At 71.4% G+C, this 25567-nt stretch carries 21 protein-coding genes; 5 read left to right on the forward strand and 16 right to left on the reverse strand.

The genetic code is table 11. The features are described from left to right. Positions 1–195: 195 nt before the first annotated feature. The 7 genes from era to hrcA form a co-directional block, all read right to left on the reverse strand. Complete coding sequence (gene era, locus AB0K08_RS08955; protein ID WP_363353511.1) at positions 196–1161, reverse strand: GTPase Era; 966 nt, start codon at positions 1159–1161, stop codon at positions 196–198. After that, positions 1158–2552: a hemolysin family protein gene (locus AB0K08_RS08960; RefSeq protein ID WP_363353513.1), complete on the reverse strand. Its 1395-nt coding sequence runs from the start codon at positions 2550–2552 to the stop codon at positions 1158–1160. The genes era and AB0K08_RS08960 overlap by 4 nt, the downstream gene beginning before the upstream one ends. Beyond that, on the reverse strand, positions 2552–3025 hold the full coding sequence (gene ybeY, locus AB0K08_RS08965; RefSeq protein ID WP_363353515.1) for an rRNA maturation RNase YbeY: 474 nt from the start codon (positions 3023–3025) through the stop codon (positions 2552–2554). Before ybeY ends, AB0K08_RS08960 begins: the two co-directional genes overlap by 1 nt. Further along, positions 3015–3989, reverse strand: a complete 975-nt coding sequence (locus tag AB0K08_RS08970; RefSeq protein WP_363353517.1) for a PhoH family protein — start codon at positions 3987–3989, stop codon at positions 3015–3017. Before AB0K08_RS08970 ends, ybeY begins: the two co-directional genes overlap by 11 nt. 49 nt (positions 3990–4038) lie before the next feature. Continuing rightward, complete coding sequence (locus tag AB0K08_RS08975) at positions 4039–4836, reverse strand: 16S rRNA (uracil(1498)-N(3))-methyltransferase (RefSeq protein WP_363353519.1); 798 nt, start codon at positions 4834–4836, stop codon at positions 4039–4041. 8 nt (positions 4837–4844) lie between these two features. Continuing rightward, entirely contained in the window at positions 4845–5990 is a 1146-nt protein-coding gene (gene dnaJ, locus AB0K08_RS08980; protein WP_363353521.1) for a molecular chaperone DnaJ, read from the reverse strand. A gap of 84 nt (positions 5991–6074) precedes the next feature. Continuing rightward, the gene (gene hrcA, locus AB0K08_RS08985; RefSeq protein ID WP_363353523.1) at positions 6075–7103 is read right to left on the reverse strand and encodes a heat-inducible transcriptional repressor HrcA; all 1029 of its coding nucleotides are present in this window, start codon (positions 7101–7103) and stop codon (positions 6075–6077) included. Positions 7104–7329: 226 nt separating this feature from the next. Between hrcA and AB0K08_RS08990 the strand changes: the two genes are divergently transcribed. Together AB0K08_RS08990 and AB0K08_RS08995 are read left to right on the forward strand one after the other, a co-directional pair. After that, positions 7330–8208 (forward strand): DUF3097 family protein, encoded by an 879-nt coding sequence (locus AB0K08_RS08990; RefSeq protein WP_363353525.1) that lies wholly within the window; start codon positions 7330–7332, stop codon positions 8206–8208. A 152-nt stretch (positions 8209–8360) separates the two neighbouring features. Further along, positions 8361–8723: a DUF4870 domain-containing protein gene (locus tag AB0K08_RS08995; protein ID WP_363353577.1), complete on the forward strand. Its 363-nt coding sequence runs from the start codon at positions 8361–8363 to the stop codon at positions 8721–8723. On the opposite strand, the gene hemW is transcribed toward AB0K08_RS08995, so the two are convergent. After that, a complete protein-coding gene (hemW, locus tag AB0K08_RS09000; protein ID WP_363353527.1) occupies positions 8724–10004 on the reverse strand; it encodes a radical SAM family heme chaperone HemW in 1281 nt (426 codons plus the stop codon). Positions 10005–10012: 8 nt separating this feature from the next. Next, complete coding sequence (gene lepA / locus AB0K08_RS09005) at positions 10013–11872, reverse strand: translation elongation factor 4 (RefSeq protein ID WP_363353579.1); 1860 nt, start codon at positions 11870–11872, stop codon at positions 10013–10015. Between the two features lie 144 nt (positions 11873–12016). Here lepA and AB0K08_RS09010 point away from each other — a divergent pair, with 144 nt between their 5' ends. Both AB0K08_RS09010 and rpsT read left to right on the forward strand, forming a co-directional pair. Beyond that, a complete protein-coding gene (locus AB0K08_RS09010; RefSeq protein ID WP_363353529.1) occupies positions 12017–12562 on the forward strand; it encodes a type II toxin-antitoxin system PemK/MazF family toxin in 546 nt (181 codons plus the stop codon). A gap of 139 nt (positions 12563–12701) precedes the next feature. Beyond that, positions 12702–12968 (forward strand): 30S ribosomal protein S20, encoded by a 267-nt coding sequence (rpsT, locus tag AB0K08_RS09015; protein WP_363353531.1) that lies wholly within the window; start codon positions 12702–12704, stop codon positions 12966–12968. Positions 12969–13064: 96 nt separating this feature from the next. Here rpsT and holA read toward each other — a convergent pair whose 3' ends face one another. From holA to glpK, 6 genes are all read right to left on the reverse strand, one after another. Further along, a complete protein-coding gene (holA, locus tag AB0K08_RS09020) occupies positions 13065–14069 on the reverse strand; it encodes a DNA polymerase III subunit delta (RefSeq protein ID WP_363353533.1) in 1005 nt (334 codons plus the stop codon). 10 nt (positions 14070–14079) lie between these two features. Then, positions 14080–16638 carry a ComEC/Rec2 family competence protein gene (locus tag AB0K08_RS09025; protein ID WP_363353535.1) on the reverse strand — a complete coding sequence of 853 codons (2559 nt, stop codon included), beginning with the start codon at positions 16636–16638 and terminating at the stop codon, positions 14080–14082. Continuing rightward, positions 16635–17393: a helix-hairpin-helix domain-containing protein gene (locus AB0K08_RS09030; protein ID WP_363353537.1), complete on the reverse strand. Its 759-nt coding sequence runs from the start codon at positions 17391–17393 to the stop codon at positions 16635–16637. Before AB0K08_RS09030 ends, AB0K08_RS09025 begins: the two co-directional genes overlap by 4 nt. Positions 17394–17460: 67 nt before the next feature. After that, on the reverse strand, positions 17461–18435 hold the full coding sequence (locus tag AB0K08_RS09035; protein WP_363353539.1) for a DegV family protein: 975 nt from the start codon (positions 18433–18435) through the stop codon (positions 17461–17463). A 50-nt stretch (positions 18436–18485) separates the two neighbouring features. Further along, positions 18486–21026 (reverse strand): leucine--tRNA ligase, encoded by a 2541-nt coding sequence (gene leuS / locus AB0K08_RS09040; RefSeq protein WP_363353541.1) that lies wholly within the window; start codon positions 21024–21026, stop codon positions 18486–18488. 138 nt (positions 21027–21164) lie between these two features. Then, positions 21165–22682: a glycerol kinase GlpK gene (glpK, locus tag AB0K08_RS09045; protein WP_363353543.1), complete on the reverse strand. Its 1518-nt coding sequence runs from the start codon at positions 22680–22682 to the stop codon at positions 21165–21167. Positions 22683–22781: 99 nt separating this feature from the next. Between glpK and AB0K08_RS09050 the strand changes: the two genes are divergently transcribed. Continuing rightward, entirely contained in the window at positions 22782–23828 is a 1047-nt protein-coding gene (locus tag AB0K08_RS09050; protein WP_363353545.1) for an alpha/beta hydrolase, read from the forward strand. Here the strand turns inward: AB0K08_RS09050 and AB0K08_RS09055 are convergent. Beyond that, the gene (locus AB0K08_RS09055; RefSeq protein WP_363353547.1) at positions 23811–25403 is read right to left on the reverse strand and encodes a DUF222 domain-containing protein; all 1593 of its coding nucleotides are present in this window, start codon (positions 25401–25403) and stop codon (positions 23811–23813) included. The two genes, AB0K08_RS09050 and AB0K08_RS09055, sit on opposite strands and share 18 nt — an antisense overlap. Positions 25404–25567 lie beyond the last annotated feature (164 nt).

Consider the following 25567-nt stretch of genomic DNA (forward strand, 5'->3'; position numbering starts at 1 on the left):
TCGGGGCCGTGGGGCTTCCTCCGCAACGGGGATCCGGCCCAGCCGGGGTGCGAAGACCCCGGTGCGTCAGCGCGTGGCGGGCACCACGACCGACGGCTCAGCCCCGTTGCGGCGCCGTAGTAGCAGCCCTTCAACGGTGTCCGGGGAGATCCCGGTGAGGTCCAGTCGGTCGAACATGGGCCCAGCCTAACACCGTCAGAACCCGAGGCGGCCGAGCTGCTTGGGATCGCGCTGCCACTCCTTGGCCACCTTCACCCGCAGGTCCAGGTAGACGGGGGTGCCCAGCAGCTTCTCGATCGAGGTCCGTGCGGCCGAGCCGATGGCCTTGAGCCGGGAACCGCCCCTGCCGATGATGATGGCCTTCTGGCTGTCCCGTTCCACGAACACGTTGGCGTAGACGTCCAGCAGCGGCTTGTCCTGGGGGCGTCCCTCGCGCGGGTTCATCTCCTCCACCACCACGGCCACGGAGTGCGGCAGTTCGTCCCGCACGCCCTCCAGCGCGGCCTCGCGGATCAGCTCGGCGACCATGGTCATCTCGGGCTCGTCCGTCAGTTCCCCGTCCGGGTACAGCGGCGGGGACAGCGGCAGTCGCTCGGCCAGCACCTTCGCCACGTCCTCGACCTGGTGCCCCTTCACGGCGGACACCGGCACGACGGCGGCGAATCCGGTCCCGCCGTTCTCCGGCCCGAGCACCTCGTCCCCCAGGGCGGTGACGGCGACCAGCTGCGCGGCGATGGCGTCCGGCTTCACCTTGTCCGTCTTGGTCACCAGGGCGATCACGGGCTTGCGGTTGAGCAACGCCAGTTGGGCGGCGATGTAGCGGTCGCCCGGCCCGATCTTCTCGTCCGCCGGGATGCAGAAGCCCACCGCGTCCACCTCGCCGAGGGTCTCGTTCACGAGGTCGTTCAGCCGCTGCCCGAGCAGGGTCCGGGGCCGGTGCAGGCCGGGGGTGTCCACCAGGACCAGCTGGAAGTCCTCCCGGTGCACGATCCCCCGGATGGTGTGCCGGGTGGTCTGCGGCTTGGAGGAGGTGATGGCGACCTTCTCCCCCACCAGCGCATTGGTCAGGGTGGACTTGCCGGCATTGGGACGGCCCACCAGGGAGACGAATCCGGCGCGGAATCCCTCGGGGACGGTGGTGGAATCAAGCAGGGACGTCATGGTCGGCTCTCCTGGGACTGGTTCTGATGCGCCGTCGGATGCTGGCTCGGGTGCTGGGTCGGCTGCTCGGGCGGGTAGGCGGACGGTGCCTCGGCGCCGGGACGGCGTCGGCGGTGGCCTGCCGTCGCCGTGGGGACCCGCACCACCAGCCGGGCCACGCGGTTGCGCCGGCCCTGGAGGGACTCGGCGGTCAGCTCGATGCCCTGGACGGACACGTGCGAGCCCTGGATCGGCACGCGGCCCAGGGTCTTGGCCAGCAACCCGCCCACGGTGTCCACGTCCTCCTCGTCGTCCAGGTCCATGCCGAAGGTCTCGGCGAAGTCGTCGATGCTCATGCGGGCGTCCACGGTGAAGGCGCCGTCCTCGAGCAACTCCACCTCGGGCCGGTCCTGACGGTCGTACTCATCCGAGATCTCCCCGACGATCTCCTCGATCAGGTCCTCGAGGGTCACGAGCCCCGCGGTGCCGCCGTATTCGTCCACCACGATCGCGATGTGCGTGGACTCGCGCTGGAGCTCCTGCAGCAGCACGGACACGGGCTTGGACTCGGGCACGAAGCGCACGTCCCGGGCCACCCGGTCCACGGGGCTGGCGGGATCGGCGGCGCCGTCCCCGAGCCCCCGGTGCATGGCGCGGGCCACGTCCTTGAGGTACACCATGCCGAAGACCTCGTCGGAGCTGTCCCCGATCAGGGGGATCCGGGAGCAGCCGGATCGCAGGAAGAGGTTCATGGCGTCCTCCAGCGTGGTCCCCGTCTCCACCGTCACGACGTCGGTGCGGGGCACCATGACGGCGCGCACCAGGGTGTCCCCCATGTCGAAGACGGATTGGATGAGCTCGGCCTCCGCGTCCTCCAGGACGTCCGCGTCATGGGCGCGGGAGACGAACTCGCGGAAGTGCCGCTCCTCGATCTCGGCGGCCTCCTCCTCCTCGTCCTCGGAGCGGGGGCCGGGGGCCGCGACCCGTGCGGGCAGCGGCCCGAGGACGGCGGTGAGGAAGCGGACGAGCCCTGCGGTGCGCTGGGCCGCGGCCACGTCATGCCGGGCCCCGACGCTCCGGGGGGACAGCACCGTCAGCAGCAGGGCCAGCAGCATCATGAGCACCGCCGAGATGCCGGCGGTGATCCACAGGTCCCCGATCAGTGAGCCCACGAACAGCGTTCCGGCCACGGCCGCGGTGGTCTCGGCGAAGAGGCGCCAGAACCGCAGCGCGTGCAGGTGTTCGGGCAACCGCGCCATGACCGTCAGGATCGGGCTGCGCGGGCGGCGCATGGCGATGCCCTCGGCCTCCTTGCGGGAGAGGTAGCCGAGTGAGGTCTCGGCCAGGCCCAGCGTCCAGGCGAGGAAGATCAGGGCGGCCAGCAGGGCCGCCAGGGCGACAGAGGTCAACATCAGTCCTCGGTGGGGTCCGGGGCGTCTCGGCCGAGGAACGCGCTGAGGAGCCGGTGCTGGAGCCCGAACATCTCGGCCCTCTCCTCGTCCTCCTCATGGTCGAAGCCGAGCAGGTGCAGCAGCCCGTGGGTGAGCAGCAGCAGGATTTCGTCCTGGGCGGAGTGTCCGCCGCGGGCGGCCTGGACGGAGGCCACCTGGGGGCAGATCACGATGTCCCCGAGCAGCCCCTCCGGGCTGGGCGCGTCCGCGGTGCCGGGCCGCAGCTCGTCCATGGGGAAGCTCATGACGTCCGTCGCGTCCGGCAGGTCCATCCACTCCTCGTGGAGCTGGGCCATCGCGGCCTCGTCCACGCAGATCACGGAGAGCTCGGCGCCGGGATGGACGTGCAACTCGGACAGCACGGCGCGGGCCAGCGCCAGCATGGACTCCTCATCCACCGCCAGGCCGGACTCGTTGACGACCTCAACGGCCATGGGTCTCCTCCTCGTAGGCGTCCACGATCCGGCTCACCAGGCGGTGGCGGACCACGTCCACGGACTGCAGCCGGATGACGGCGATGTCCTCGAGCCCCTCGAGGACTGACACGGCCTGGGCCAGGCCCGAGGCCGTGCCCCGCGGCAGGTCCACCTGGCTCGTGTCCCCCGTGACCACCATGTGGGAGCCGAAGCCCAGGCGCGTCAGGAACATCTTCATCTGTTCCCCGGTGGTGTTCTGCGCCTCGTCCAGGATGATGAACGCGTCATTGAGCGTGCGGCCTCGCATGTAGGCCAGCGGTGCCACCTCGATGGTCCCGTCGGCCATCAGCCGGGGGATGGACTCGGGCTCGACCATGTCATGCAGGGCGTCGTACAGGGGCCGCAGGTACGGATCGATCTTCTCGCTCAGTGAGCCCGGCAGGTAGCCCAACCGCTCCCCCGCCTCCACGGCCGGACGGGTCAGGATGATCCGGTTGACCTCCTTGGCCTGCAGGGACTGCACGGCCTTGGCCATGGCCAGGTAGGTCTTGCCGGTGCCGGCCGGTCCGAGGCCGAAGGTGATGGTGTTCTCGTCGATGCTCTGGACGTAGTCCTGCTGGTTGAGCGTCTTCGGCCGGATCTTGCGGCCCCGGCTGGAGAGGATCGAGGCGGAGAGCAGGCCGGAGGCACCCGCGCCGGAGCCGCCGCGGACCAGGGACGTGACCTGTTCGATCACGTCGGGCGTGACGGAGGTGCCGCGCCGCGCGAGGGCGTGCAGGTCCTCGATGACCTGCCGGGCCTGGTTCACGTCCCGGTCGGGGCCCTCCACGTCCAGGTCCTCGCCGCGCACGGAGACGGTCAGTTCGGGGTACAGGCCGTCCAGGACCCGCAGCAGCAGGTCCTGCGGTCCGAGGGTCCGCACCATGGTCTCCGCCGAGGCGAAGGTGATGGTGATCTGGTCACGTTCCGTGGGAAGACTCAAGGGAGGTGCTTCAGCTCCTGCGCTGGTGGGTTGGCTTCTGGGGTTCAGTCTACGTCCGCGGCCCGAACCGGCCCAGCAGCTGCTGGAGGACGGCGACGGCGGCCGGCCCGGCCGTGGAGGACCGCAGGACATTGCGGCCCAACAGCACCAGGCGGGCCCCGGATCCGGTCAGTGCCCCGACCTCGGCGGGGCTGATGCCGCCCTCGGGCCCCACGACGAGCACGATCCGCCCGACCGGCGGTACCGCGCCGCCGCGCTGCTCCGCCGCCTCACCGAGCACCTCCTCGAGCACCTCGCCGAGGGACTGCCTCGCGTCCTCGTGCAGGACGAGCACCAGGGTACCGGGGCCGCAGACCGAGGCGACCGCGACGCCGTCGAGCATCCTCTCGGTGCGCGGCACCCGGGTGCGGCGCGCCTGCTTGGCGGCCGCGAGCAGTGCCGCGTCCCACTTGGCCACGGCCTTGGCGGCCTTCTCGCCCTTCCAACGGACGATGGACCGCTCGGCCTGCCAGGGGTGGACCGCGTCCAGGCCGAGCTCCGTGGCGGTCTGGACCGCCAGCAGGTCCCGATCGCCCTTCGCCAGGGCCTGGACCAGCACGAGCTCCGGGCTGGGGGCCGGTTCATCCGTGACGGACTCGGCGGACACCTCGAGACGGTCGGCGGCGGCGGACACCACGGGCCCGCTCACGCGCCGGCCCGAGCCGTCCGCCACGTCCACCCGCTCCCCCGGCGCCAGGCGCATGACCTGGGCGGCATGACGGGCCTCGGCGCCGGTGAGCACGGCGGTGCCCCCGAGGGTGACCGGGCCGAGGGCGCCGGCTTCGACGTAGAAGAGCGGGTTGCTCACGGTTCAGCTCACAGGTTCTTGAAGTTGTCCCGGAACTTGGAGAACAGGCCGCGGTGCTCGGTGGTGCCGTGCACCACGTCTTCACCGCGCAGGGTGGCCAGCTGCTCGAGCAGGGCCCTCTGTTCATCGTCCAGCTTGGTGGGGGTCTCGACCCGGAGCGTGACCTTGAGGTCGCCGCGGCCGGAGCCGCGCAGCCGGCCCACGCCGAGGTCCTTGAGGGTCTGGACCTCGCCGGACTGGGTGCCGGCCTTGACCGGGACCTCCTGCTCACCGTCGAAGGTGTCCAGGGTGAGGGTGGTGCCGAGGGCGGCGGCGGCCATCGGCACGCTCATGGTGGCCAGCAGGTGGTCCCCGTCGCGGACGAAGACCTCGTGCTGGCGCACCTCGATCTCCACGTAGAGATCGGCGTTGGGCCCGCCGCCTGGGCCGGCCTCGCCCCGTCCGGCCAGCTGGATCCGGGTGCCGGTGGCCACACCGGCGGGGATCTTGATGGTCAGCGAGGTGCGCTGGCGGATGCGGCCCTGGCCGGAGCACTCGCGGCACGGGTCCGGGATGACGGTGCCGAAGCCCTGACAGGCGGAGCAGGTCTCGGCCGCCATGACCGTGCCGAGGATGGAACGCACCGGCCGCCGGATGGCGCCCTGGCCGTTGCAGATGGTGCAGGTCTCCGGATGGGTGCCCGGCTGGCAGCAGGTGCCGTCACAGGTGGGGCAGACCACGGCGGTGTCCACCTCGAGGGTCTTCTCCGTGCCGAAGACGGCGTCCTGCAGGTCGAGCTTGGCCATGATGAGGGCGTCCTGGCCGCGGCGGGCCCGGCTGGTGGGGCCTCCGCCCATGCCACCGCCCATGCCGCCGGATCCGCCGCCGCCGAAGAACGTCTCGAAGATGTCCTGGAAGCCGCCGAAGTCCCCGCCGCCGAATCCGCCGCCCATGCCGCCGGTGCCGTTCTCATGGCCGGTGGCGTCGTAGTTGCGGCGCTTCTCCGAGTCCGAGAGGACCTCGTAGGCGCGGGTCACGTTCTTGAACTGGTCGGAGGCCTCCGGCGCGGGGTTCACGTCAGGGTGGAGCTTGCGCGCCATCTTGCGGTAGGCGCGCTTGATCTCCTCGGCGGAGGCGTCTCGGCCGACGCCGAGCACCTCGTAATGGTCAGCCACGGTCTGCGGTGTTCCTTCCGGTGGTGAATGGTGTGAAGAATGTCTCTGGTCCTGCGGTGCTCACTGCTGTGCCCACGGTTGCCGTCACGGTTGCTGGGACAGGATCCGGGACAGGTACCGGGCCACGGCCCGGACGGCGGTCATGGTGCCCGGATAGTCCATCCGGGTGGGTCCCACCACGCCGAGCTTGGCCCCGGCACCCGGGGCTCCCGGGCCGTAGCCTGCCGCGATGACGGAGGCCTCGGCCAGGGATCCCGAGTTCTCGGACCCGATCCGCACACTGAGACCACGCACATCCTGTTCCATCTCGGTCAGCAGGCGCAACAGGACCACCTGTTCCTCCAGTGCCTCGAGGATGGGCCCGATCGAGAGGGGGAAGTCACCGGTGGAGCGCGCCAGGTTGGCGGTGCCCGCCATGATGATGCGGTCCTCCCGGCGGGCGGCGAACACCTGGTCCAGGTGGGCGGCGAACCCGAGGGCCAGGGCACGGTCCTCGGCGGGGACCTCTGCGAGGGCGAGGCGCAGCCCGTCCGGCGCCTGGGCCGGGGTGAGTCCGTCCAGGTAGCGCAGGAAGAGCTGCTTGAGCGCCGCCACAGAGGCCTCGGGCGCCTCCGCCTCCACGTGGAAGGCCCGCTGGTCCACCTGCCCCGAGGACAGGATCACCACCACCAGGGCGCGGTGCGGGGCCAGGGAGACGAACTCGAGGTGGCGGATGGTGGAGGAGTCCACGTGCGGGTACTGCAGCACGGCCACCTGGTTGGTCAGCTGCGCGAGGGCTCGCACCGTGCGGGCCATCATCTCGTTGAAGTCGCCGGTGGCGTCCAACAGGGTCTGCACCGCCCGCCTCTCCGCGGCGGACAGCGGCTTGACCTCGGAGATCTGGTCCACGAAGAGCCGGTAGCCCTTGTCCGTGGGGATCCGGCCGGAGGAGGTGTGCGGGGCCACGATCAGCCCCTCCTCCTCCAGCGCCGCCATGTCGTTGCGCACCGTCGCGGACGACACCCCCAGCTGATGGCGGTCCACGAGGGCCTTGGAACCGACCGGCTCACGGGAGGACACGTAGTCCTCCACGATGGCCTGCAGTACCTGCATGCGACGTGGTTGTTCGCTCATCGGTCCCTCCTGTCCGCCCTCGGTCTCCAGCCAGCACCCGGCTTAGCACTCAGCACATTCAAGTGCCAAGTCTAGTACCCGTGTCCAATCGGGACCCTTCCCCGGGACCCCTCCCCGGGTGAGTCCCCCGGCAAGTCCCCGCGCGAGCCGATCCCCCGGTTCCCCCAGCCCGCTTGCTAGCGTCGGTCCGAGCTTCGAATGGAGAAGCCGTGGAATGGAGAAGTACGTGGAATGGAACAGCTGGGGCCCGGGCACCCTCGATGGCGGGTTCCGCCCTGCCGCCCGTACCGTCACCAAGGTCCCTGCGACCACGGGGACCGTCCTGGAGGACACCGGGACCGGGTTCACGGGCGCCGTGCTGCGGGTCGAGAAGTCCGGCGGCGTCCACCTGGTCGTGCTGGAGGACCGCAAGGGACGCACCAAGTCCTTCCCCCTCGGATTCGGGTTCCTCGTGGACGGCGAGCCCGTCGAGGCGGTGCCCCCCTCGGCGGCCGTCGGCTCGGACGCCGGGGCCTCCGCCGCGCCACCACGCCGGACGGCATCGGGCTCCCTGCGGGTGGAGAACGCCCGGGCCCGCACGGCTCGGGCCTCCCGCATCTGGGTCGAGGGGCTGCATGACGCCGAGCTGGTGGAGAAGGTCTGGGGCGAGGACCTGAGGCTGGAGGGCATCGTGGTGGAGCCCCTGCACGGGGTCGACGACCTGGCCGGTGCCATCACCGAGTTCTCCCCCGGTCCACAGCGCCGCCTCGGCATCCTGGTGGACCACCTCGTCTCCGGCTCCAAGGAGGAGCGGATCGCGGCCGAGGCCATGCGGGTGCCGGGGGCTCGCGGCAACGTGTTGATCGTCGGCCACCCCTACGTGGATGTCTGGCAGGTCATCAAACCGGCCGTCCTGGGCATCCGCGCCTGGCCTGTGGTGCCCAGGGGCCAGGACTGGAAGACCGGCATCCTCGCCGGGCTCGGCTGGCCCCACCGCACCAAGGAGGACGTCGGGCTGGGCTGGAAGCGGTTGCTCGCGCAGGTGCGCACCTACGCCGACCTCGAGCCGTCCCTGCTGGGCCGGGTGGAGGAGGTCATCGACTTCCTCACCGCCACCGGGGACTGACCGCGCCCCGGCCGTGCACGGAACTCCCGGGGCTCGGCGGTACACTGGCGACCGAACGACTCCCGATCGGAAAGGCCCAGGCCGTGTCCCAGCAGCAGCCCGGTGGTCCACACCGCCAGCGTCCCCACGCCGCTCCCCGGCGCGACCAGCAGCTGCAGGGCTCCCCCGATCAGGCCGAGCCACTGAACCCCTCCGAGGACCGCCAGTGGGCCACCCTCGCGCACTTCGGCGGGTTCCTCGGCTGCATCCCCTCACTGGTGATCTACCTCGTCTTCCGCCACCGCGGCCCGTTCACGGCCCAGGAGGCCAAGGAGGCGCTGAACTTCACGCTGCCGCCCACCGTGCTGGCCATCGTGGCGAACCTGCTGGCCCTCATCCCGATCGTGGGCGGCATCTTCGGGATCGTCGCCATGCTGCTGTGGCTGTTCATGACGGTCTCCGGCGTGGCGGCGGGCATCCAGTGCAACAAGGGCCGGCCGTACCGCTACCCGCTGAACCTGCGCCTGATCCAGTAGTCAGAACCCGGCCAGCCGCCGCACGATCGCGTCGTCCAACAGGCGGCCCTGCAGGGTCGGCACCAGCCGGCCGGCCAGCGCGGCCCGGCCGTCCAGCAGGCCCTCACCGATCATCGCGGCAATCTCCTGCCTGGCCTGCGCGCCGCCGTCGGGCGCCGCCTCGAGCTCGGCCACCGGCAGGCCCTCCGTCAGACGCACCCCCAGCATGACCCGTTCGAGGAACCGCGCCTCGGCGTCCGGTTCCTCGCGGCCGACCGAGGGCGAGACGCCGGTGGCCAGCCGCTGGGCGTAGGCCGCCGGGTGCTTGGCATTCCAGAACCGCACGCCGGCCAGGTGGGAGTGCGCTCCGGGGCCGGCGCCCCACCAGTCCTGGTCCCGCCAGTAGGCCATGTTGTGCCGGGCCCGGTGGATCCCCTCATCGTCCGGGTCCAGGGCCCAGTTCGAGATCTCGTACCAGCGGTAGCCGGCCTCGGCGAAGAGCCGCTCGGCCAGCAGGTACTTGTCCGCCTGGTCATCCGGGTCCACGTCATCCTGCACGCCGCGCTTCACGGCAGCACCGAATTTGGTGCCCTCCTCCACGATCAGCGAGTACGCCGAGAGGTGGTCGGGGCATAGCTCCAGCGCGGCCAGAACGGTGGTGCGCCAGTCCTCCAGGGATTCCCCCGGGGTCCCGTAGATGAGGTCCAGGGACACCTCCAGCCCGGCCTCCCGGGCCCAGGCGACGGCGGCCGGCACGTTCTCCGGGCGATGGGTGCGTTCCAGCGTGGCCAGCACGTGCGGCACGGCGGACTGCATCCCGAAGGACACCCGGGTGAATCCGCCCTCGGCCAGCTCCCGCAGCGAGGCTGCGGTGACCGAGTCGGGATTGGCCTCCGTGGTCACCTCGGCGCCTTCCGTGATCCCGAAGACGTCCCGGGCGCGGGACAGGATACCGACGAGATCAGCGGCGGGCAGCAGTGTGGGGGTGCCCCCGCCGAAGAACACGGTCTCCAGGGTGCGGTCCGGGATGGCGGAGGCCTTCAGCGCCTCGGCCGCGAAGTCGAGCTCGCCGGAGACGGTGTCCGCATAGGAGGTCCGGGACGCCCCGGGCCCCAGGTCCTCGGCCGTGTAGGTGTTGAAGTCGCAGTACCCGCAGCGCACGGTGCAGAACGGCACGTGCACGTACAGGCTGAAGGTGCGGGGCGCCCCGCCCTCCTCCGCCGCGCGGATCCGGCGGCCGACCTCGGCGGGGAACCGGCCGTCGTCGGGCGCGGGGTTGCCGAGGGGCAGGATGGAAGGCAAGCGGCGTACTACTTCTTGGCGCCGGTCTCGGAACCGGCCCCGTCCGAGGAGAGCGCGGCGATGAAGGCCTCCTGGGGCACCTCCACGCGGCCGACCATCTTCATGCGCTTCTTGCCCTCCTTCTGCTTCTCCAGCAGCTTGCGCTTACGGGAGATGTCGCCGCCGTAGCATTTGGAGAGCACGTCCTTGCGGATGGCCCGGATGTTCTCGCGGGCGATGATGCGTGAGCCGATGGCCGCCTGGATGGGCACCTCGTACTGCTGGCGCGGGATGAGCTCCTTGAGCTTGCCCGTCATCATCACGCCGTAGGCGTAGGCGGTGTCCTTGTGGGTGATGGAGCTGAAGGCGTCCACGGCCTCGCCCTGGAGCAGGATGTCCACCTTGACCAGGTCGGCCACCTGGTCCCCGTCCGCCTTCCAGTCCAGGGAGGCATAGCCCTTGGTGCGGGACTTGAGCAGGTCGAAGAAGTCGAACACGATCTCGGCGAGGGGGATCCAGTAGCGGATCTCCACGCGTTCCTCGGAGAGGTAGTCCATGCCCTTCAGCTGGCCGCGCTTGCCCTGGCACAGCTCCATGACCGAGCCGATGAACTCACTGGGCACGATGATGGTGGCCGAGGCCATGGGCTCACGGACCTCCTGGATCTTGCCCTCGGGGAACTCGGACGGGTTTGTCACGGTGACGACCGTCTTGTCCTCCTTGGTGACCTCGTAGACCACGTTCGGGGCGGTGGAGATCAGCTCCAGGTTGAACTCGCGCTCGAGGCGCTCTCGGATGATCTCCAGGTGCAGCAGGCCGAGGAAGCCCACGCGGAAGCCGAAGCCGAGGGCCACGGAGGTCTCGGGTTCGTAGACGAGGGCCGCGTCGTTGAGCTTGAGCTTGTCCAGGGCGTCCCGCAGCACCGGGTAGTCGGAGCCGTCGATCGGGTACAGGCCGGAGAACACCATGGGCTTGGGGTCCTCGTAGCCGCCGATCCGCTCGGCGGCGGGATTCGTGGCGCCAGTGACGGTGTCGCCGACCTTGGACTGGCGGACGTCCTTCACGCCGGTGATGAGGTAGCCCACCTCCCCCACGGACAGGCCCTTGGAGGGCTTGGGCTCCGGGGAGGACACGCCGATCTCCAGCAGCTCGTGGGTGGCGCCGGTGGACATCATGCGGATCTTCTCCCGCGGTGACAGCCGGCCGTCCACCACCCTGACGTAGGTGACCACGCCGCGGTAGGTGTCATACACGGAGTCGAAGATCATGGCGCGGGCCGGGGCCTCGACCTCGCCCTCGGGGGCGGGGATCTCCTGCACCACGCGGTCCAGCAGGGCCTCCACGCCCACCCCGGTCTTGCCGGAGACCCGGAGCACGTCGTCCGGGTCCACCCCGATCAGGCCCGCGATCTCGGCGGCGTACCGCTCCGGGTCCGCCGAGGGCAGGTCGATCTTGTTCAGCACCGGGATGATGGTGAGGTCGTTCTCCATGGCCAGGTACAGGTTGGCCAGGGTCTGCGCCTCGATGCCCTGGGCCGCGTCCACGAGCAGGATGGCCCCCTCGCACGCGGCGAGGGACCGGGACACCTCGTAGGTGAAGTCGACGTGCCCGGGGGTGTCGATCATGTTCAGGGCGTAGTCGGTCCCGTCCACGTTCCACGGCATCCGCACGGCCTGGGACTTGATGGTGATGCCGCGTTCACGCTCGATGTCCATCCGGTCCAGGTACTGGGCCTTCATGTCCCGCGGCTGGACCACACCGGTGGACTGCAGCATGCGGTCCGCCAGGGTGGACTTGCCGTGGTCGATGTGCGCGATGATGCAGAAATTCCTGATGACCGCGGGATCGGTGGCGGCGGGCACCGGCGCGTTGCTCGCCATGGGCGACACTGGCATCTTCCTTCGACTGATACGGGAGCAGGTGATTGGTGCCTTATTCTTCCATGCTTTGCGACGGAACCCCGCCTCCGCCTCTCCGGCACCGGCCCGCCACCTGGCCCGCCGCCCTGCCCGCGCGGTTGCTAGGTTGTGGCCATGGCATTGAACCTGAACCGGTTGTGGTCCGTGGGCCGCCGGGTGATCCGCGCGGCTCGTCAGGTCCGGCGGATGCCCACGTCCCCGTCCCCCTCATCAACCCCGAGGCCCGACGGCGGCCGGGCGCCCTCCGCAGGCCGTCTCACCGACTACCCGGGAGACTTCCACGGCGCCGCCCGGGTCCAGTACTCCCCCGCCCCCGGGCCCGAAGCCGGCCCTGGAGAGGTGGTCTGGACGTGGGTCCCCTTCGAGGAGCTCGACGGGCGGGGCAAGGACCGCCCCGTGCTCGTGGTGGGCCGCAACGGCGGATACCTGCTGGCGGCCCAGCTGACGAGCCGCGATCGCAACAACCGGACGTCCCACGATCCGGACTACATCGACGTCGGCTCCGGCGCGTGGGATTCGAAGGGCCGTCCGTCCGAGGTTAAGCTGGACCGCATCCTGCAGATCGATCCCCGGGACGTCCGCCGTGAGGGCGGGGTGGTGGACGAGCGGACCTTCGAGGCCGTGTCCGCCGCGCTCCGGGAACGCAACGGCTGGTCGTGATAGACTATCCAGCTGTGTGTCCGCGCAGGTCGACGGGCACTCCCGGAACGGCTTTACCAGGCATCCCCACGCCGCTCAGTCGCCGGATTCGGGATTACCCCTCACCGACCACGTCAGAAGACAACAGAAAGACTTTTCCTTGGCTAACATCAAGTCCCAGAAGAAGCGCATCCTCACCAACGAGAAGGCGCGCCTGCGCAACAACGCGGTGAAGTCCGAGCTGCGCACCGCCATCCGCGCCGTGGACAAGGCTGTCGCCGCCGGCGACCAGGCTGCCGCGAACTCCGCCGTCGCCCTGGCCAGCAAGAAGCTGGACAAGGCCGCCGGCAAGGGCGTCATCCACAAGAACCAGGCTGCCAACCGCAAGTCCGGTATCGCCAAGCGCGCGCTCAAGATCGAGGCCTGAGCCCGACTCGTGACCGAGGCCCCCGTCCTGATGGACGGGGGCCTCGTCGTTTAAGTCTGCTGGAGTGTGCCTGTGGCTGCGGCGTCTGGGCCTGTGTCAGCGGCGGGCGGCCAGGGCGATCCGGGTGACGGCCCGCTCCACCGCGTAGTCAGCGTCCTTGGCCAGGCCCTTGGCCTCCGCGTCCGCCTGGGCCACCCATTCGATGGCCGCGGCGATGGTGGCCGGGTTCCAGAAGCGGACGGTCTCCGCCACCCGCTTGGCCTGCCACGGGGCCATCCCCAGCACGCCGGCGATCTGTCCCTGGCCGATCCGGGCGTCCACGATCCGCGCGATCTGCCGGGTCTTCATGGCCAGGGCCCCCGTGATGGCGGGGGCGGACACGCCGGTCGCGAGGGCGTGGCGCAGCAGGGCGGTGGCCTGACCGGCCCGGCCCTCGATCGCGGCGTCGGCCACCCGGAACGCGGTGGCCTCCACGCGCCCGCCGTAGTACCGGTCCACGATCTGGCTCGTGACGGTGCCCTCCGTGTCCTCGGCCAGTTGCTGGCACGCCGCGGCCAGGTCCGTCAGGGAACCCCCGGTGGCATCCAGCAGGGACCGCACGGCCTCGGGGTCGATGGAGCGGCGCCGGGACCGGAACTCGCCCTGCACGAACTCGGACTTCTCGGCATCGGACTTGATCGGCTGGCAGTCCACCAGCACGCCCGCGGCGGTGACCGCGTCCAGCAGCTTCTTGCCGCGGGTGCCGCCGGTGTGGCGCAGCAGCAGGGTCACGTCCTCCGCCGGGGAACGGACATAGTCCAGGCAGTCCGCCAGGAACGCCTCGTTCATGTCCTGGAGGCCGTCCACCTGGAGGATCTTGGCCTCGCCGAACAGGGAGGGGCTGGCGAACACCGAGAGCTGCCCGGCCTCGTAGGCGGCCGCGTCCAGGCGGTGGGTCTCCAGTTCGGGGTCCTGTTCCCGCAGGGCCGAACGCACCCGGTCCATCACCCGGGTGGCGATGAAGTCCTCGGGGCCCTTCAGCAGCATCAACGGGGCGGGTGTGACGGTGCGCCAGTCGGCCCCGGAGCTCGTGGTGCGGCGGTTTCGACTCGGTGCGGGCATGCGGACCATCCTATCCGCCCTGCCCGGTCCGGCCCGGCCCTCTGGGCTCGGGCGCGCGGGAGCCGGTGAGCGTCGGCACCAGCTGTCCCTCCCGGAGCGAGAGGACGGTGGTGCCGTGCTGGTCTGTGCGGATCACCGAGCCGTGCCGTTCCAGCTCGGCCAGCACGGAGGGGTGGGGATGGCCGTACCCGTTGTCCCGGCCCACCTGCACCACGGACAGTGCGGGGTCCACCGCCCGGATCATCTCCTGGCCGCCGTTCCGCGCCCCGTGATGGGCCACCTTCAGCACGTCCACCGCGTCCGGGAACCGCCCCTCGTCCAGCAGCGTGCCGCTGGCCTCCTCCTCCATGTCCCCGGTCAGCAACACCGTGTAGTCGCCCTGGGGCGTGAGGACGGTGGCCAGCATCTGGAGCGAGGCGTCGTTCTCATTGGCGGCCTCCGGGTCGGCCGCCAGCACGGTCCAGTCCACCTGCCAGCCCGACGTCGGCCGGTCACCCGCCGTTCCCGTCTCACCTGCCCGGGGCTGTCGGGACCCCACCGGTGCGCCGCCCTCCCCCCTGGAGGAGAACAGGATCGCCGCGGGCCGGCAGCACTCCAGGACCGCCTCGGCGCCTCCGGCGTGATCCTGGTGCAGGTGGCTCAGGACGAGGAGGTCCACCCGGCGGATCCTGAGCCGGTCCAGGCAGGCCCGGGCCGCGTCCGGATCAGGGCCGGTGTCCACCACCATCCCGGACCTCTCCCCCGTGCGCATCACGAGCATGTCGCCCTGGCCCACGTCGCAGGCGGCCAGGGACCAGTCGGTCGGCAGCGTTCCCGTGGGTGGGGCGATCACCAGCCCGAGCTGGCTTCCCGCCGCCGCGCAGACGGTGGTCCAGGCTGCCGCCAGCATCCAGCGGAGTCGGCGGGGCGGCCGGCTCGGTGGCCTGCCGTGGGGACCGAGCACCCGGACCCGGGCCGGCCGTGTCCGTTCCCAGCGCATCAGCAGCCACAGCAGGGCGAGGGCCGCCGCCAGGTGTGCCGCCACCAGGGCCGCGCCCAGCCACCCCTCGGGCCAGGGGTGGACGGATCCGGGCCACCGGGACACCGCGGTGGCGATCCACCCGATGCCCGCGGCCGGCCACCCGACCACCCAGAACGCCCCGGCCGCCAGCCCGGGAAGGGGCACCGCGAGGACAGCGGCCACCGTGCCGGGCACGGTCACGAACGGCACCAGCGGGGCAGCGATCAGGTTGGCCGGTACCGCGTAGGCGCTGAGCTCCCCGGTCATCCCGACGAGGACGGGCTGGCAGGCCATCTGCGCGGTGGCGCTCACGGCCAGGGCCGCGCCCAGGATTCCCGCCACGGGGCCGGGCAGCCACCGGCTGAGCACGGCCGTCAGCCACTGCTCGACCGGACGCGCTGCGAGGACGATCCCGGCCGTGGCGGCCAGGGAAAGCTGGAACGCCGGTTCCCCCGCGAGCCCGGGCTGCCAGCACAACAGCACGCAGACCGCCAGGCACAGCAGCGGCAGGGCCTGCCGCCCCCGTCCGAAGAACACGGCCCAGGCGCCCAGGGCACCCATGACGGCGGCGCGGATCACGGACGGCTCCAGGCCCACGATGATCACGAAGAGGACCAGCACCCCCAGCACGGCGCCGAGCACCACCGGCCGGCGGACCCGGAAGGACCGCAACGCCATGGTCACGGCGCCGGCGATCAAGGTGCAGTTCGCCCCGGAGACGGCGGACAGATGACTCAGTCCCGAGGTCTTCATCGCCTCATCCAGTTCGGGCTCCTGCACGGAACGGTCACCGAGCACGAGTCCGGGCAGCAGCTGCGGGGCCGTGCCGACCGATCCCGACGCCGCCTGTCGCACGGCCTCGCGGACCAGGTCGCGACCGGTGGGTCCGCTCTGGTCGGCGTCCTGTCCGGTGTCCTGTCCGGCGTCCGGGCCCGGCGTCAGGGCGTGGCAGGCGTCAGCCTCGGTGTCCGTTCCGGGGCCGGTGGACGCGCGGGCGAACACCGTGGCGCCCTCCGCCTCCGGCGTCGCCACGAAGCAGAGACCGGCGCCCTCCGCGACCCCGGCCCAGTCTCCCCCGCCGGACACCACGACCTCAGCACCACCGGGGACCTCGGTGAGCGGATGACCGAACGACTGCACCGACACCGTCAGGTGCCACGAGTCCCCATAGGGTCCCGCACGCCGGGTGGACGTGCCGGCGGCCTCTCCGGAGACCCGCACGGGCCGCTCCGCCGCGACGGCGGCCTCCCACCCGGACTCCCGGACCGGAACCCGTTCGCCGGCGGCCTGCAGGGCGGCGACCGCGGCGATCCAGCAGGCGCACGCGGTCAGGGCCGCCACCGCCGTCACCCGCGCCAGCTGACCGGTGCCGGGCCGCCCACCACGGGCCGAGATCACCAGTACCACCGTGGAGACCACGGCAGCAGCCAACAGCCACCACGGCAGGCTCAGGGCCATCCCGTACGGCAGCACGGGCACCGCGAGGCAGGCGGCCAGGGTGAGTATCACGGCGGGCACCAGCCGCAGGTCGACCGGCGCCGGCACCCGCCCGCCGGCCTGGATCCTCACCAGGAGACCAGGCCGTCCAACCGTTCCATCATGGCGGGCCCGATACCCGAGACGGCGTCCAGGTCCTCCAGGGAGCCGAAGGGTCCGACCTGCTCTCGATGGTCGATGATCCGGCCCGCCAGCGCGGGGCCGATCCCCGGGAGCTGCTCCAGGGTGGCGGAGTCGGCGGTGTTGACGTTCACGCCTCCAGGCCCGCCCATCCCGGTTCCGCCGACGCCTGTCCCGGCGGCAGCGGGGGTACCCGCAGCAGCCGGGCCACCGCCGCTGACCGCTCCGGGGACGCCCTCCGGCCCCGGTACCAGGATCTGGCTGCCGTCAATGGCGGGGGCCGCCAGGTTCAGGCGGTCTACCGCAGCTTCATCGGTGGGGCCGCCGGCGGCCTGCAAGACGTCCTGCACGCGGGCGCCGGCGGGCAGTTCCACGAGGCCGGGCTCCGCCACCTCCCCGGCCACATGGACGGTGACGGTCTCGGCGGGTCCGGTGGGGCCGCCGTCGGGCACCGGGGTGTCCGGTGCGGCCGGTTTCACCGGCGCCGCCACCGGCGCACCGGGGCCCGTGGGGCCGGCCGGGGAGGTCAGCCAGCCGACGGCCCACCAGGTCCCGGCCACCACGGCCAGCAGCAGGACGGCCGAGGTGACGATCCGGACGCGCCACAACGGCGCGGTCGGCGGTGGCTCCTCCCAGTCATCCGGGTCCCAGGCCTCGGTGCTGTCGGGGGTCTCGGCGGCCCCGGCGGCGTAGTGGTGGCGTCCCATGCCCCCACACTGGTCCCATCGCGGCCGCGGCGGCAGAGGTCCCCCGTCCGGTGGGGGCGGCGCGCCGTCAGCCGGGCCGCTGTGCAGGAAGGGGGTTCAGGGTGACGCCCAACGCCCCCAGCCCCAGGTGCGCCGCCAGCACGGCAGGCAGGGGGATCACGGGAATGGGCAGGGCGGAGAGGTGCTGGAGCCGCCAGGCCAGTTCATGGGCGGCGGACTCGTTGCCGAATCCGTGGATGGCGAGCCGCTCCCTCCGTCCCTCGACGCCCTGCACGGCCTCCTCGGCGAGCTCGACCAGACGCTCCGTGGCACGGGCCGTGGTGCGGGGCCGGTCCACGAGGGAGACGATCCCGTCCTGAAGGGTCAGCACCGGCTTGACATTGAGCAGGGTGCCGAGCAGGCCGGCCATGGTGCCGATCCGGCCGCCGCGGCGGAGCTGGTCCAGGTTCGGGACCGTGAAGAAGACCTCGGCCTCCTGTGTGCCCTCGTCCACCCGGGCGAGGATCTGGTCCGCGGGGGTGCCGAAGCCGGCGGCGATCACGGCGTCCAGCACCACCGTGCCCAGGGCGAACCCCGTGGTGTGGGAGTCCACCACCGTCACCGGGATGAGGGCCTCCCGGCCGGCGAGGCGGGCGGCCTCCACCGTCCCCGAGAGCTGGCCGGAGATGTGGATCGAGATGATCTGTTCGAAGCCGGACTCGGCCAGCTCCTGGTAGACGGCGCTGAAGGACCCCGGCGCGGGCCGCGAGGTCTTCACCGAGGTGCCGGCGGCCAGAGCCAGCGGCAGCTCGCGCATCAGCTCGGAGGTGCCCTCCGTGTGGATCTGCTGCCCCAGCATCACCGGCATGGGCACCTGGCGCAGCCCCTTCGCCAGCGGGTGCGCCACCACCTGGGCCGGGATCGAGGCCGAGGAGTCGGTCACGATCGCGGTGCGGCCCTTGCGGGACGGCGGCAGGCCGAATCTGACCCAGCCGGGCTGGGTACTGCGCACCTGCCGGATGTACGTGAGCATGGCCTCCTGCCATGTGGCCAGATCGGCCATGCTCACTCCTCTCCCGTGGTGCCTCGGCCGTACCGCTGGCGGTCAGCCCCTCAGACGACGATGTTGACGAGCTTGGGCTCGCGCACGATCACCTTGCGGACGGCAGCGTCGCCGATGGAGCGCTGCACGGCCTCGGAGGCCAGGGCGAGTTCCTGAAGGTCCGTGGCGGAGATGTCCGTGGGCACCTCGAGACGGTCCCGGACCTTGCCCTTGACCTGCACCACGGCCGTGGTGGTGTCCTGCACCAGCAGCGCGTCCTGGACCGCCGGCCAGCCGGCCCGGGCCACCGAGGGTTCATGGCCGAGCTTGGCCCACATGTCCTCGGCCGTGTAGGGCGCGAAGAGGCTGAGCAGGATGGCCACGGCCTCGACGCCCTCACGAACGGCCGGGTCCGCGGCGCCGGAGCCGGCCGGGCCGGCGTCGGACCCGCTGTCTATCGCCTTGCGGATGCCGTTGACCAGCTCCATGGTGCGGGCCACCACCACGTTGAACTTGTGCTCGTCCAGCAGCCGGGCGGCATCCGCCACGGTGCGGTGCGTCAGCCGGCGCAGGGTGAGGTCGCCGCCGTCGGGATCGGTCCCGGGGGCCGTACCCGAGGCCTGGACGTCCTGTGCCAGCCGCCAGGCGCGGGCCAGGAACTTGGCCGAGCCGCCGGGCGAGACGTCCGCCCAGTCCACGTCGTCCTCGGGCGGGGAGGCGAAGATCATGGTCAGGCGGACGGCGTCCACGCCGAAGGTGTCCAGTTGCTCGCCGAGGTCCACGCCGTTGCCGAGGGACTTGGACATGGCCTTGCCGCCGTTGAGCACCTGCCCCTGGTTGAGCAGCGCCTTGAAGGGCTCGGTGAAGGAGATCAGGCCCATGTCATACAGGGCCTTGGTGAAGAAGCGCGAGTAGAGCAGGTGCAGGATGGCGTGCTCCACGCCGCCCACGTACTGGTCCACCGGCAGCCAGCGGTCCACCGCGGAACGGTCGAAGACCTGATCGTCGTCGTTCGGGGACGCGAACCGCATGAAGTACCAGGAGGAGTCCACGAAGGTGTCCATGGTGTCCGTGTCCCGCAGGGCCGCTCCCCCGCAGGACGGGCAGCTGGTGTTGACCCAGTCCTCGAGGCCGGCCAGCGGGGACTTGCCCTTCGGCGCGAGCTGCTCGCCGGCCACGTCCTGTGGCAGCAGCACGGGCAGCTGGTCCTCGGGGACGGGGACCTCCCCACAGTCCGGGCAGTGCACGATCGGGATGGGCGCGCCCCAGAACCGCTGGCGGGACAGCAACCAGTCGCGCAGCCGGTAGTTGACGGTGCCGCGGCCGGTGCCGCGCCCGTCCAGGATCTCGATCGCGCGGCTGATGGCCTCGGTCTTGCCCAGCCCGTCGAGCCCCTCCGGGCCGCCGGAGTTCACGAGGGTGCCCTCCCCGGTGGTGGCCACGCCGGAGACGGCGGGGTCCTCCTCACCGGTGTCCAGCACGGCGCGCACGGGCAGGTCCATGGTGCGGGCGAAGTCCAGGTCACGCTGGTCGTGGGCCGGGACGGCCATGATGGCGCCGGTGCCGTAGTCGGCCAGCACGTAGTCCGAGGCCCAGAGCGGCAGCTTCTCCCCGTTGAGCGGGTTGACCGCGTGGCGGCCCAGGAAGACGCCGGTCTTGGGGCGGTCCGTGGCCTGGCGCTCGATCTCCGAGACGTGCTTCAGGTCCTCCCGGTACGTCTGAAGTGCCTCCCGGTGGGAGGGGTCCACCAGGTCCAGGGCCAGTTCGGCATCGGCGGCGACCACCATGAACGTGGACCCGTACAGGGTGTCCGGGCGGGTGGTGAAGACGGTGAGGTCCCGGCCGGCCTGGCCCGCGGTGGCCTCGACGTGGAAGTCGACGTGGGCGCCCTCGGAGCGGCCGATCCAGTTGCGCTGCATGGCCAGCACGCGCTCGGGCCAGTGGCCCTCGAGCTCCGCCATGTCCTGCAGGAGACGGTCGGCGTAGTCGGTGATCTTGAAGTACCACTGGTTCAGGGACTTCTTGGTCACCTGGGTGCCGCAGCGCTCACAGGCGCCGTTGACGACCTGCTCGTTGGCCAGCACGGTCTGGTCCTGGGGGCACCAGTTGACCGGGGAGTCCTTGCGGTACGCCAGGCCTCGGGCATGGAACTGCTGGAAGAGCCACTGGGTCCAGCGGTAGTACTCCGGGTCGGAGGTGTGTAGCTCGCGGGACCAGTCCGCCGAGATCGCATAGCGCTGGAAGGAGGACTTCTGCGTGTCGATGTTCTTGTAGGTCCACTCGGCCGGATGCGCGTTGCGCTTGATCGCGGCGTTCTCGGCGGGCAGCCCGAAGGAGTCCCAGCCGATGGGGTGCATGACGTCATAGCCCTGCTGCATCCAGTAGCGGGCCACCACGTCCCCCATGGCGAACGCCTCCGCGTGGCCCATGTGCAGATCCCCCGAGGGATACGGGAACATGTCCAGGACGTAGCGGCGCTCGGCGGAGCCGTCGTCGAGCGGGGCGAAGGTGTGGTGCTCCTCCCAATAGCCGCCCCAGCGGTCCTCCAGCGCCGCGAACGAGTACTCCTCGGTCTCGTGGGGCTGGGGAGTACCTGGTGCTGGCTGGCTCACGGAGGTCCTGTCCTTCAAGTGCGTTGCGGGTGCATGGCGGGGGTCTTAATGAACGGCGACGCCGGCCCGGTCGCCCGGGCGCTCGGCGCGCCTGTCCATCGTACTCCGGGGGGCCCGGGGCGCTGGAATCAGCCTCGCTCAGTCCTGCTCCGCCCAGCCCAGGGACCGCTGGATGGCCTGCTCCCAGTGGCCCAGCAGTCGGTCCCGGTCCCGGGTGGACATGACCGGTTCCCAGCGTCGTCCCTCGCGCCACAGGCCAGCCACCTCATCCAGGTCCCGCCAGACGCCGGAGGCCAGCCCCGCCGCGTGGGCGGCCCCGACGGCAGTGGTCTCCACGAGTTCCGGCCGTACCACGGGCACCCCGAGGATGTCCGCCTGGAACTGCATCAGCTCATCGTTGACGGTCATGCCGCCGTCCACGCGCAGCTCCTCCGGCCGCTGGCCGGCATCCGCCACGACCGCCTCGAGCACGTCCCGCGACTGGTAGGCGGTGGCCTCCAGTGCGGCCCGCGCGATGTGGCCGGCCGTGGCGTACCCGGTGAGCCCGGCGATCAGTCCCCGGGCGTCCGGCCGCCAGTACGGGGCGTACAGCCCGGAGAAGGCCGGAACGAAGTAGACCCCGCCGTTGTCCTGGACCGACCCGGCCAGCGCCTCCACCTCCTCCGAGGTCCGGATGATGCCGAGGTTGTCCCGCAGCCACTGGACGAGGGAGCCGGCCACGGCCACCGACCCCTCCAGGGCGTAGTAGGCCGGGCCGTCCTCCACCTGGTAGGCCACGGTGGTCACGAGGCCGTGGTCCGAGATCTCCGGCAGGGTGCCGATGTTCTGCAACAGGAAGCACCCGGTGCCGTAGGTGTTCTTCACGTCCCCGCGGTTGAAGGCCGCCTGCCCGAAGGTGGCCGCCTGCTGGTCCCCGAGGATGCCGCACACCGGCAGGCCGCTCAGCGGCTCGGCCCCGACGATCGTGCCGAACTCGCCCACGGAGGGGTGGATCCGGGGCAGCATGCCCGCGGCCAGGTCGGGGTCGATGCCGAAGAGCTTGGCCAGGTCGTCATCCCAGTCGAGGGTCTCCAGATCCATCAGCAGGGTGCGCGAGGCGTTGGTCACGTCCGTGGAGTGGATGCCGCCGTCCGGGCCTCCTGTCAGGTTCCACAACAGCCAGCTGTCCATGGTGCCCGCGCGCAGTCGGCCGGTCCGGGCGAGTTCGCCCGCCTCCGGCACATTGTCCAGCATCCAGTTGATCTTCCCTGCGGAGAAGTAGGACGCCAGTGGCAGCCCGGTCCTGGCACGCACGGCGTCCTCGTGCCCGTCGGCCTTGAGGCGGTCCATCAGCTCGTCCGCGCGGGTGTCCTGCCAGACGATGGCCCGGTGCACCGGCCGCCCCGTGACCGAGTCCCACAGGACCGTCGTCTCCCGCTGGTTGGTGATCCCGACGCCGGCCACATCGCTGGGCCTCAGCCGGGCCCGGGTCAGGGCCAGCCCGGTGAGTTCGCGCGTGTTCTCCCAGATCTCCAACGGGTCGTGTTCCACCCAGCCGGGCTGCGGGAAGTACTGGCGGTGCTCGCGTTGTGCGCTGCCGGCCAGCCGCCCGTCCTCGGTCATCACGACCACCCGGGTCGAGGTGGTGCCCTGGTCGATGCTGATGACTGCCTTCATGCGGGAAGCCTATCCACACTCGCGCCGGGAGGTGGTTAGCCTGAGACCGTGAGCACCTCCCCGACTCCCCCGCCTCCCCCGGTTCCCCGAGCAGCCCCCATGGCAGCCCCCCGGCCGCTGCCGATCCGCTGGCGTGATCGTCTGCTCGTCCCCCCGGCGCCACGGGACACCTCGGTCATCACCGGATTCCCCGCCCGGACCCCGGAACGGCTCCTGGTCGAGATCCCGGATCCCCTCTCGGGGCGCGCCACCCCCCTGGCCGTGTGGCACTACCCGCCCGGCATGGCGGCCGACCCGGCCGGTTCTGACGCCGCCGGCCGCCGCGCGCCCATCGTGGCCATCCACGGCTTCAGGGGGGACCATCACGGCCTGGCCCTGCTGGCCGACTGCCTGCCCGGCGAGGAGATCTTCCTGCCGGAGCTACCGGGATTCGGCGACTCGCCGGCCTTCCCCGATGCCGAGCACACCGTGGCGCACTATGCGGCGGCCCTGGGCAGTGCCGTGGAGGCGTTGGGCCTGGTCTCCCGGCCCACCCTGGTGGGCCACTCCTTCGGGACCGTCATCGCGTCCCATCTGGCCATGGCCGCCCCAGAGCGGTGGGACGGGCTGGTCCTGCTCAACCCGATCTGCGAACCGGCGCTGACCGCCGACGACTCGACCGCCAAGGTGCTGATGTCCCGGATCGCGGCGGGCTACTACGAGGTCTCGGCGGCGCTGCCCGGTCGGCTCGGTCACGCGGTGCTGTCCTCCCCGGTGGTCGTCTGGATCACCGGCACCGTCATGGCGAAGACCAGCGACCGCCACACCCTGGCCTACCTGCACGACCAGCACCAGAACTACTTCTCCTCCTTCGATCACCGCACCGTGCTGGTGGAGGCCTACCGGGCCTCCACCACGGGATCCGTGCTGGACGTGGCGGAACACCTGCGCCTGCCCGTGCTCCTCGTCGCCGGCGCCGATGACGAGCTGGGCTCCGTGCGTGGTCAGCGCAAACTGGCCCGACGCATCGGCCGGGCCTCCCCCAGCGTCCAGCTGCAGATCCTTGACGGTGTCGGCCACCTCATCCATTACGAGCGGGCGCCGGAGGCCGCCGGGTTGATCCGCACCTTCAGATCCGAGACCGAGCCGTCACGGTCGGGCGGCTGACCTCGGAAGCTGGCAGAGGGGTGCAGGGGTACCGACAGCAGCACGCCGCGTCACCGCAGCAGCCATCAACAGTTGGACCAGTCCCCGCTCGAGGACGCTGTCGACCGGTCGGTAGGTCACCTCGCCGAGCACCGGATCAGGCTGAGAACGGGGCACATCTGGTTGCCGGTCGGTTGACGGCACCGTCAGGCGACCGGACAGGGTCCCCGGTGGAGCTCCCGCCACGAGCGGTCCGGTCCGGGCCGCGTAGCGGTGCCCCGTGGGCGTGGTGACCGCCAAGCGGTCGCCGTCCGAGGCATGGGACCACGCCGGGTCCTCCTTGGAGTAGTTGCACCGCGCGCACAGCCCGGAGGCGTTCGAGGCGCTGGTGGGTCCGCCGTCCCGGTACGGCGTGACGTGGTCGACATGTTTCACCGGGGCGTCGCAGTAGGGGGTGCGGCAGGTGTCGTCCCGCACCAGGATCAGCTGGCGCAGGGCTCCGCTGAAGGTGCGGCGCTTCGAGTCCATGGCCACGAGCTGTCCGGATGCCGGATCCGTGTACAGCCGGCGGATGTAGACCTCGGCCTCCGAATCCGCGATGACCCTCCGGGCCACCCCGGCCGGCAGGGGGCCATGCCCGACCAGCCAGGCCGGGATCTCCGACCCTCCCGTCTGGTCCGGCTCCGTCTGGTCCGGCACCGGCTGGTCGCCGCTCGCGGCGCCCTCAACGGCCGGGCCCTCAGCGGCTTGGTCCCGGCCGGGGGCGTCGGGCCCGGAGCCGCCCCAGAGTGATCGGTCCGTCATGACGAGGTGGACCTCGACCGGCACGTCCTCGGCCTTCGCCTGTCCGGTGAGGCGTTCCACGAGGAGGTCGGCCATGACCTGGTCCTGGGTCCGCTCGGCCCGGGCACCGGTCCCGACGGTGGTGGCCGCGGATTTCTTCAGGCGTGCGAGGCAGCCGACGGCCTGGGCCATCGGCAACAGGGCCGTCAGGTAGGCCATGCCCCCGGGGGCCGGACGCACCGAGACCCGGCGTTCCCGCACGGACCGGTTCATCTGCTCCACGGCGGAGGCCTGGTCCAACCGCTGGGCATGGGCCCGGGCCACCCCGGCCAGCTTCTTGACCCCCAGCTCCTCGAGCTGGTCCGCCATCACCTCGTCCACCTGGCGGCGGTCCTCCACGGAGAGCCAGGCGGTCTCCCGGCACATGATGGTGGCCTTCCACTCCGAGATGGCCCCACGCGTCAGGGCGGCGAGGGTATGCGGCATCTCCTCACACAGGGCCCGGGCCAGACCCAGGTCCCTGGACCCGGTGTTCGGCGACTCCCGGCGGGCCAAGGCGACCTCCGCGGCCAGTCCGCGGCCGCGCTCCCGGGCGGGCACCCCCTGCTCCGCCTCGGCCTCGGTCCTCATCCCGTGCAGGGCCGCCGTGGTCCGGGCCTGCGCGGCCGCACACGCCGCCTTGAGCTCCTCCAGCGCGCGAATCCGGTCCACCGACTCGGCCTCCGAGACCGGGGCCGGCAGCGCCGCCAGCACGGAGACGCAGGCCAGCAGATCTGCTGCACCCTTGCCTTCCCGCACCCCGTCTTCGAACATGTGTATTGGGTATCTGCTTAGCTGAAGTTAGTCCGCAGATGCGGAAATGGAGAGTTCCCGGAGCGGTGTGGGATCGGTCTTCACGGCTTGCTGGAGCAGCCGGTAGAAGAGCAGTCCGCGGCTGGTCGCTGTTCGGCGGTTGAAGCGGAAGGTGAACTCGTCCA

The organism is Citricoccus sp. NPDC055426 (genome assembly GCF_040677445.1).
Classification (GTDB): domain Bacteria; phylum Actinomycetota; class Actinomycetes; order Actinomycetales; family Micrococcaceae; genus Citricoccus.

Bases quoted from the DNA above. Each gene is read 5' to 3' on its own strand.
- era (WP_363353511.1), bottom strand. From the start codon at position 1,161: ATGACGTCCCTGCTTGATTCCACCACCGTCCCCGAGGGATTCCGCGCC.
- AB0K08_RS08960 (WP_363353513.1), bottom strand. From the start codon at position 2,552: ATGTTGACCTCTGTCGCCCTGGCGGCCCTGCTGGCCGCCCTGATCTTC.
- ybeY (WP_363353515.1), bottom strand. From the start codon at position 3,025: ATGGCCGTTGAGGTCGTCAACGAGTCCGGCCTGGCGGTGGATGAGGAG.
- hrcA (WP_363353523.1), bottom strand. From the start codon at position 7,103: ATGAGCGAACAACCACGTCGCATGCAGGTACTGCAGGCCATCGTGGAG.
- AB0K08_RS09010 (WP_363353529.1), top strand. From the start codon at position 12,017: ATGGCATTGAACCTGAACCGGTTGTGGTCCGTGGGCCGCCGGGTGATC.
- holA (WP_363353533.1), bottom strand. From the start codon at position 14,069: ATGCCCGCACCGAGTCGAAACCGCCGCACCACGAGCTCCGGGGCCGAC.
- AB0K08_RS09030 (WP_363353537.1), bottom strand. From the start codon at position 17,393: ATGGGACGCCACCACTACGCCGCCGGGGCCGCCGAGACCCCCGACAGC.
- AB0K08_RS09035 (WP_363353539.1), bottom strand. From the start codon at position 18,435: ATGGCCGATCTGGCCACATGGCAGGAGGCCATGCTCACGTACATCCGG.
- glpK (WP_363353543.1), bottom strand. From the start codon at position 22,682: ATGAAGGCAGTCATCAGCATCGACCAGGGCACCACCTCGACCCGGGTG.
- AB0K08_RS09050 (WP_363353545.1), top strand. From the start codon at position 22,782: ATGGCAGCCCCCCGGCCGCTGCCGATCCGCTGGCGTGATCGTCTGCTC.
- AB0K08_RS09055 (WP_363353547.1), bottom strand. From the start codon at position 25,403: ATGTTCGAAGACGGGGTGCGGGAAGGCAAGGGTGCAGCAGATCTGCTG.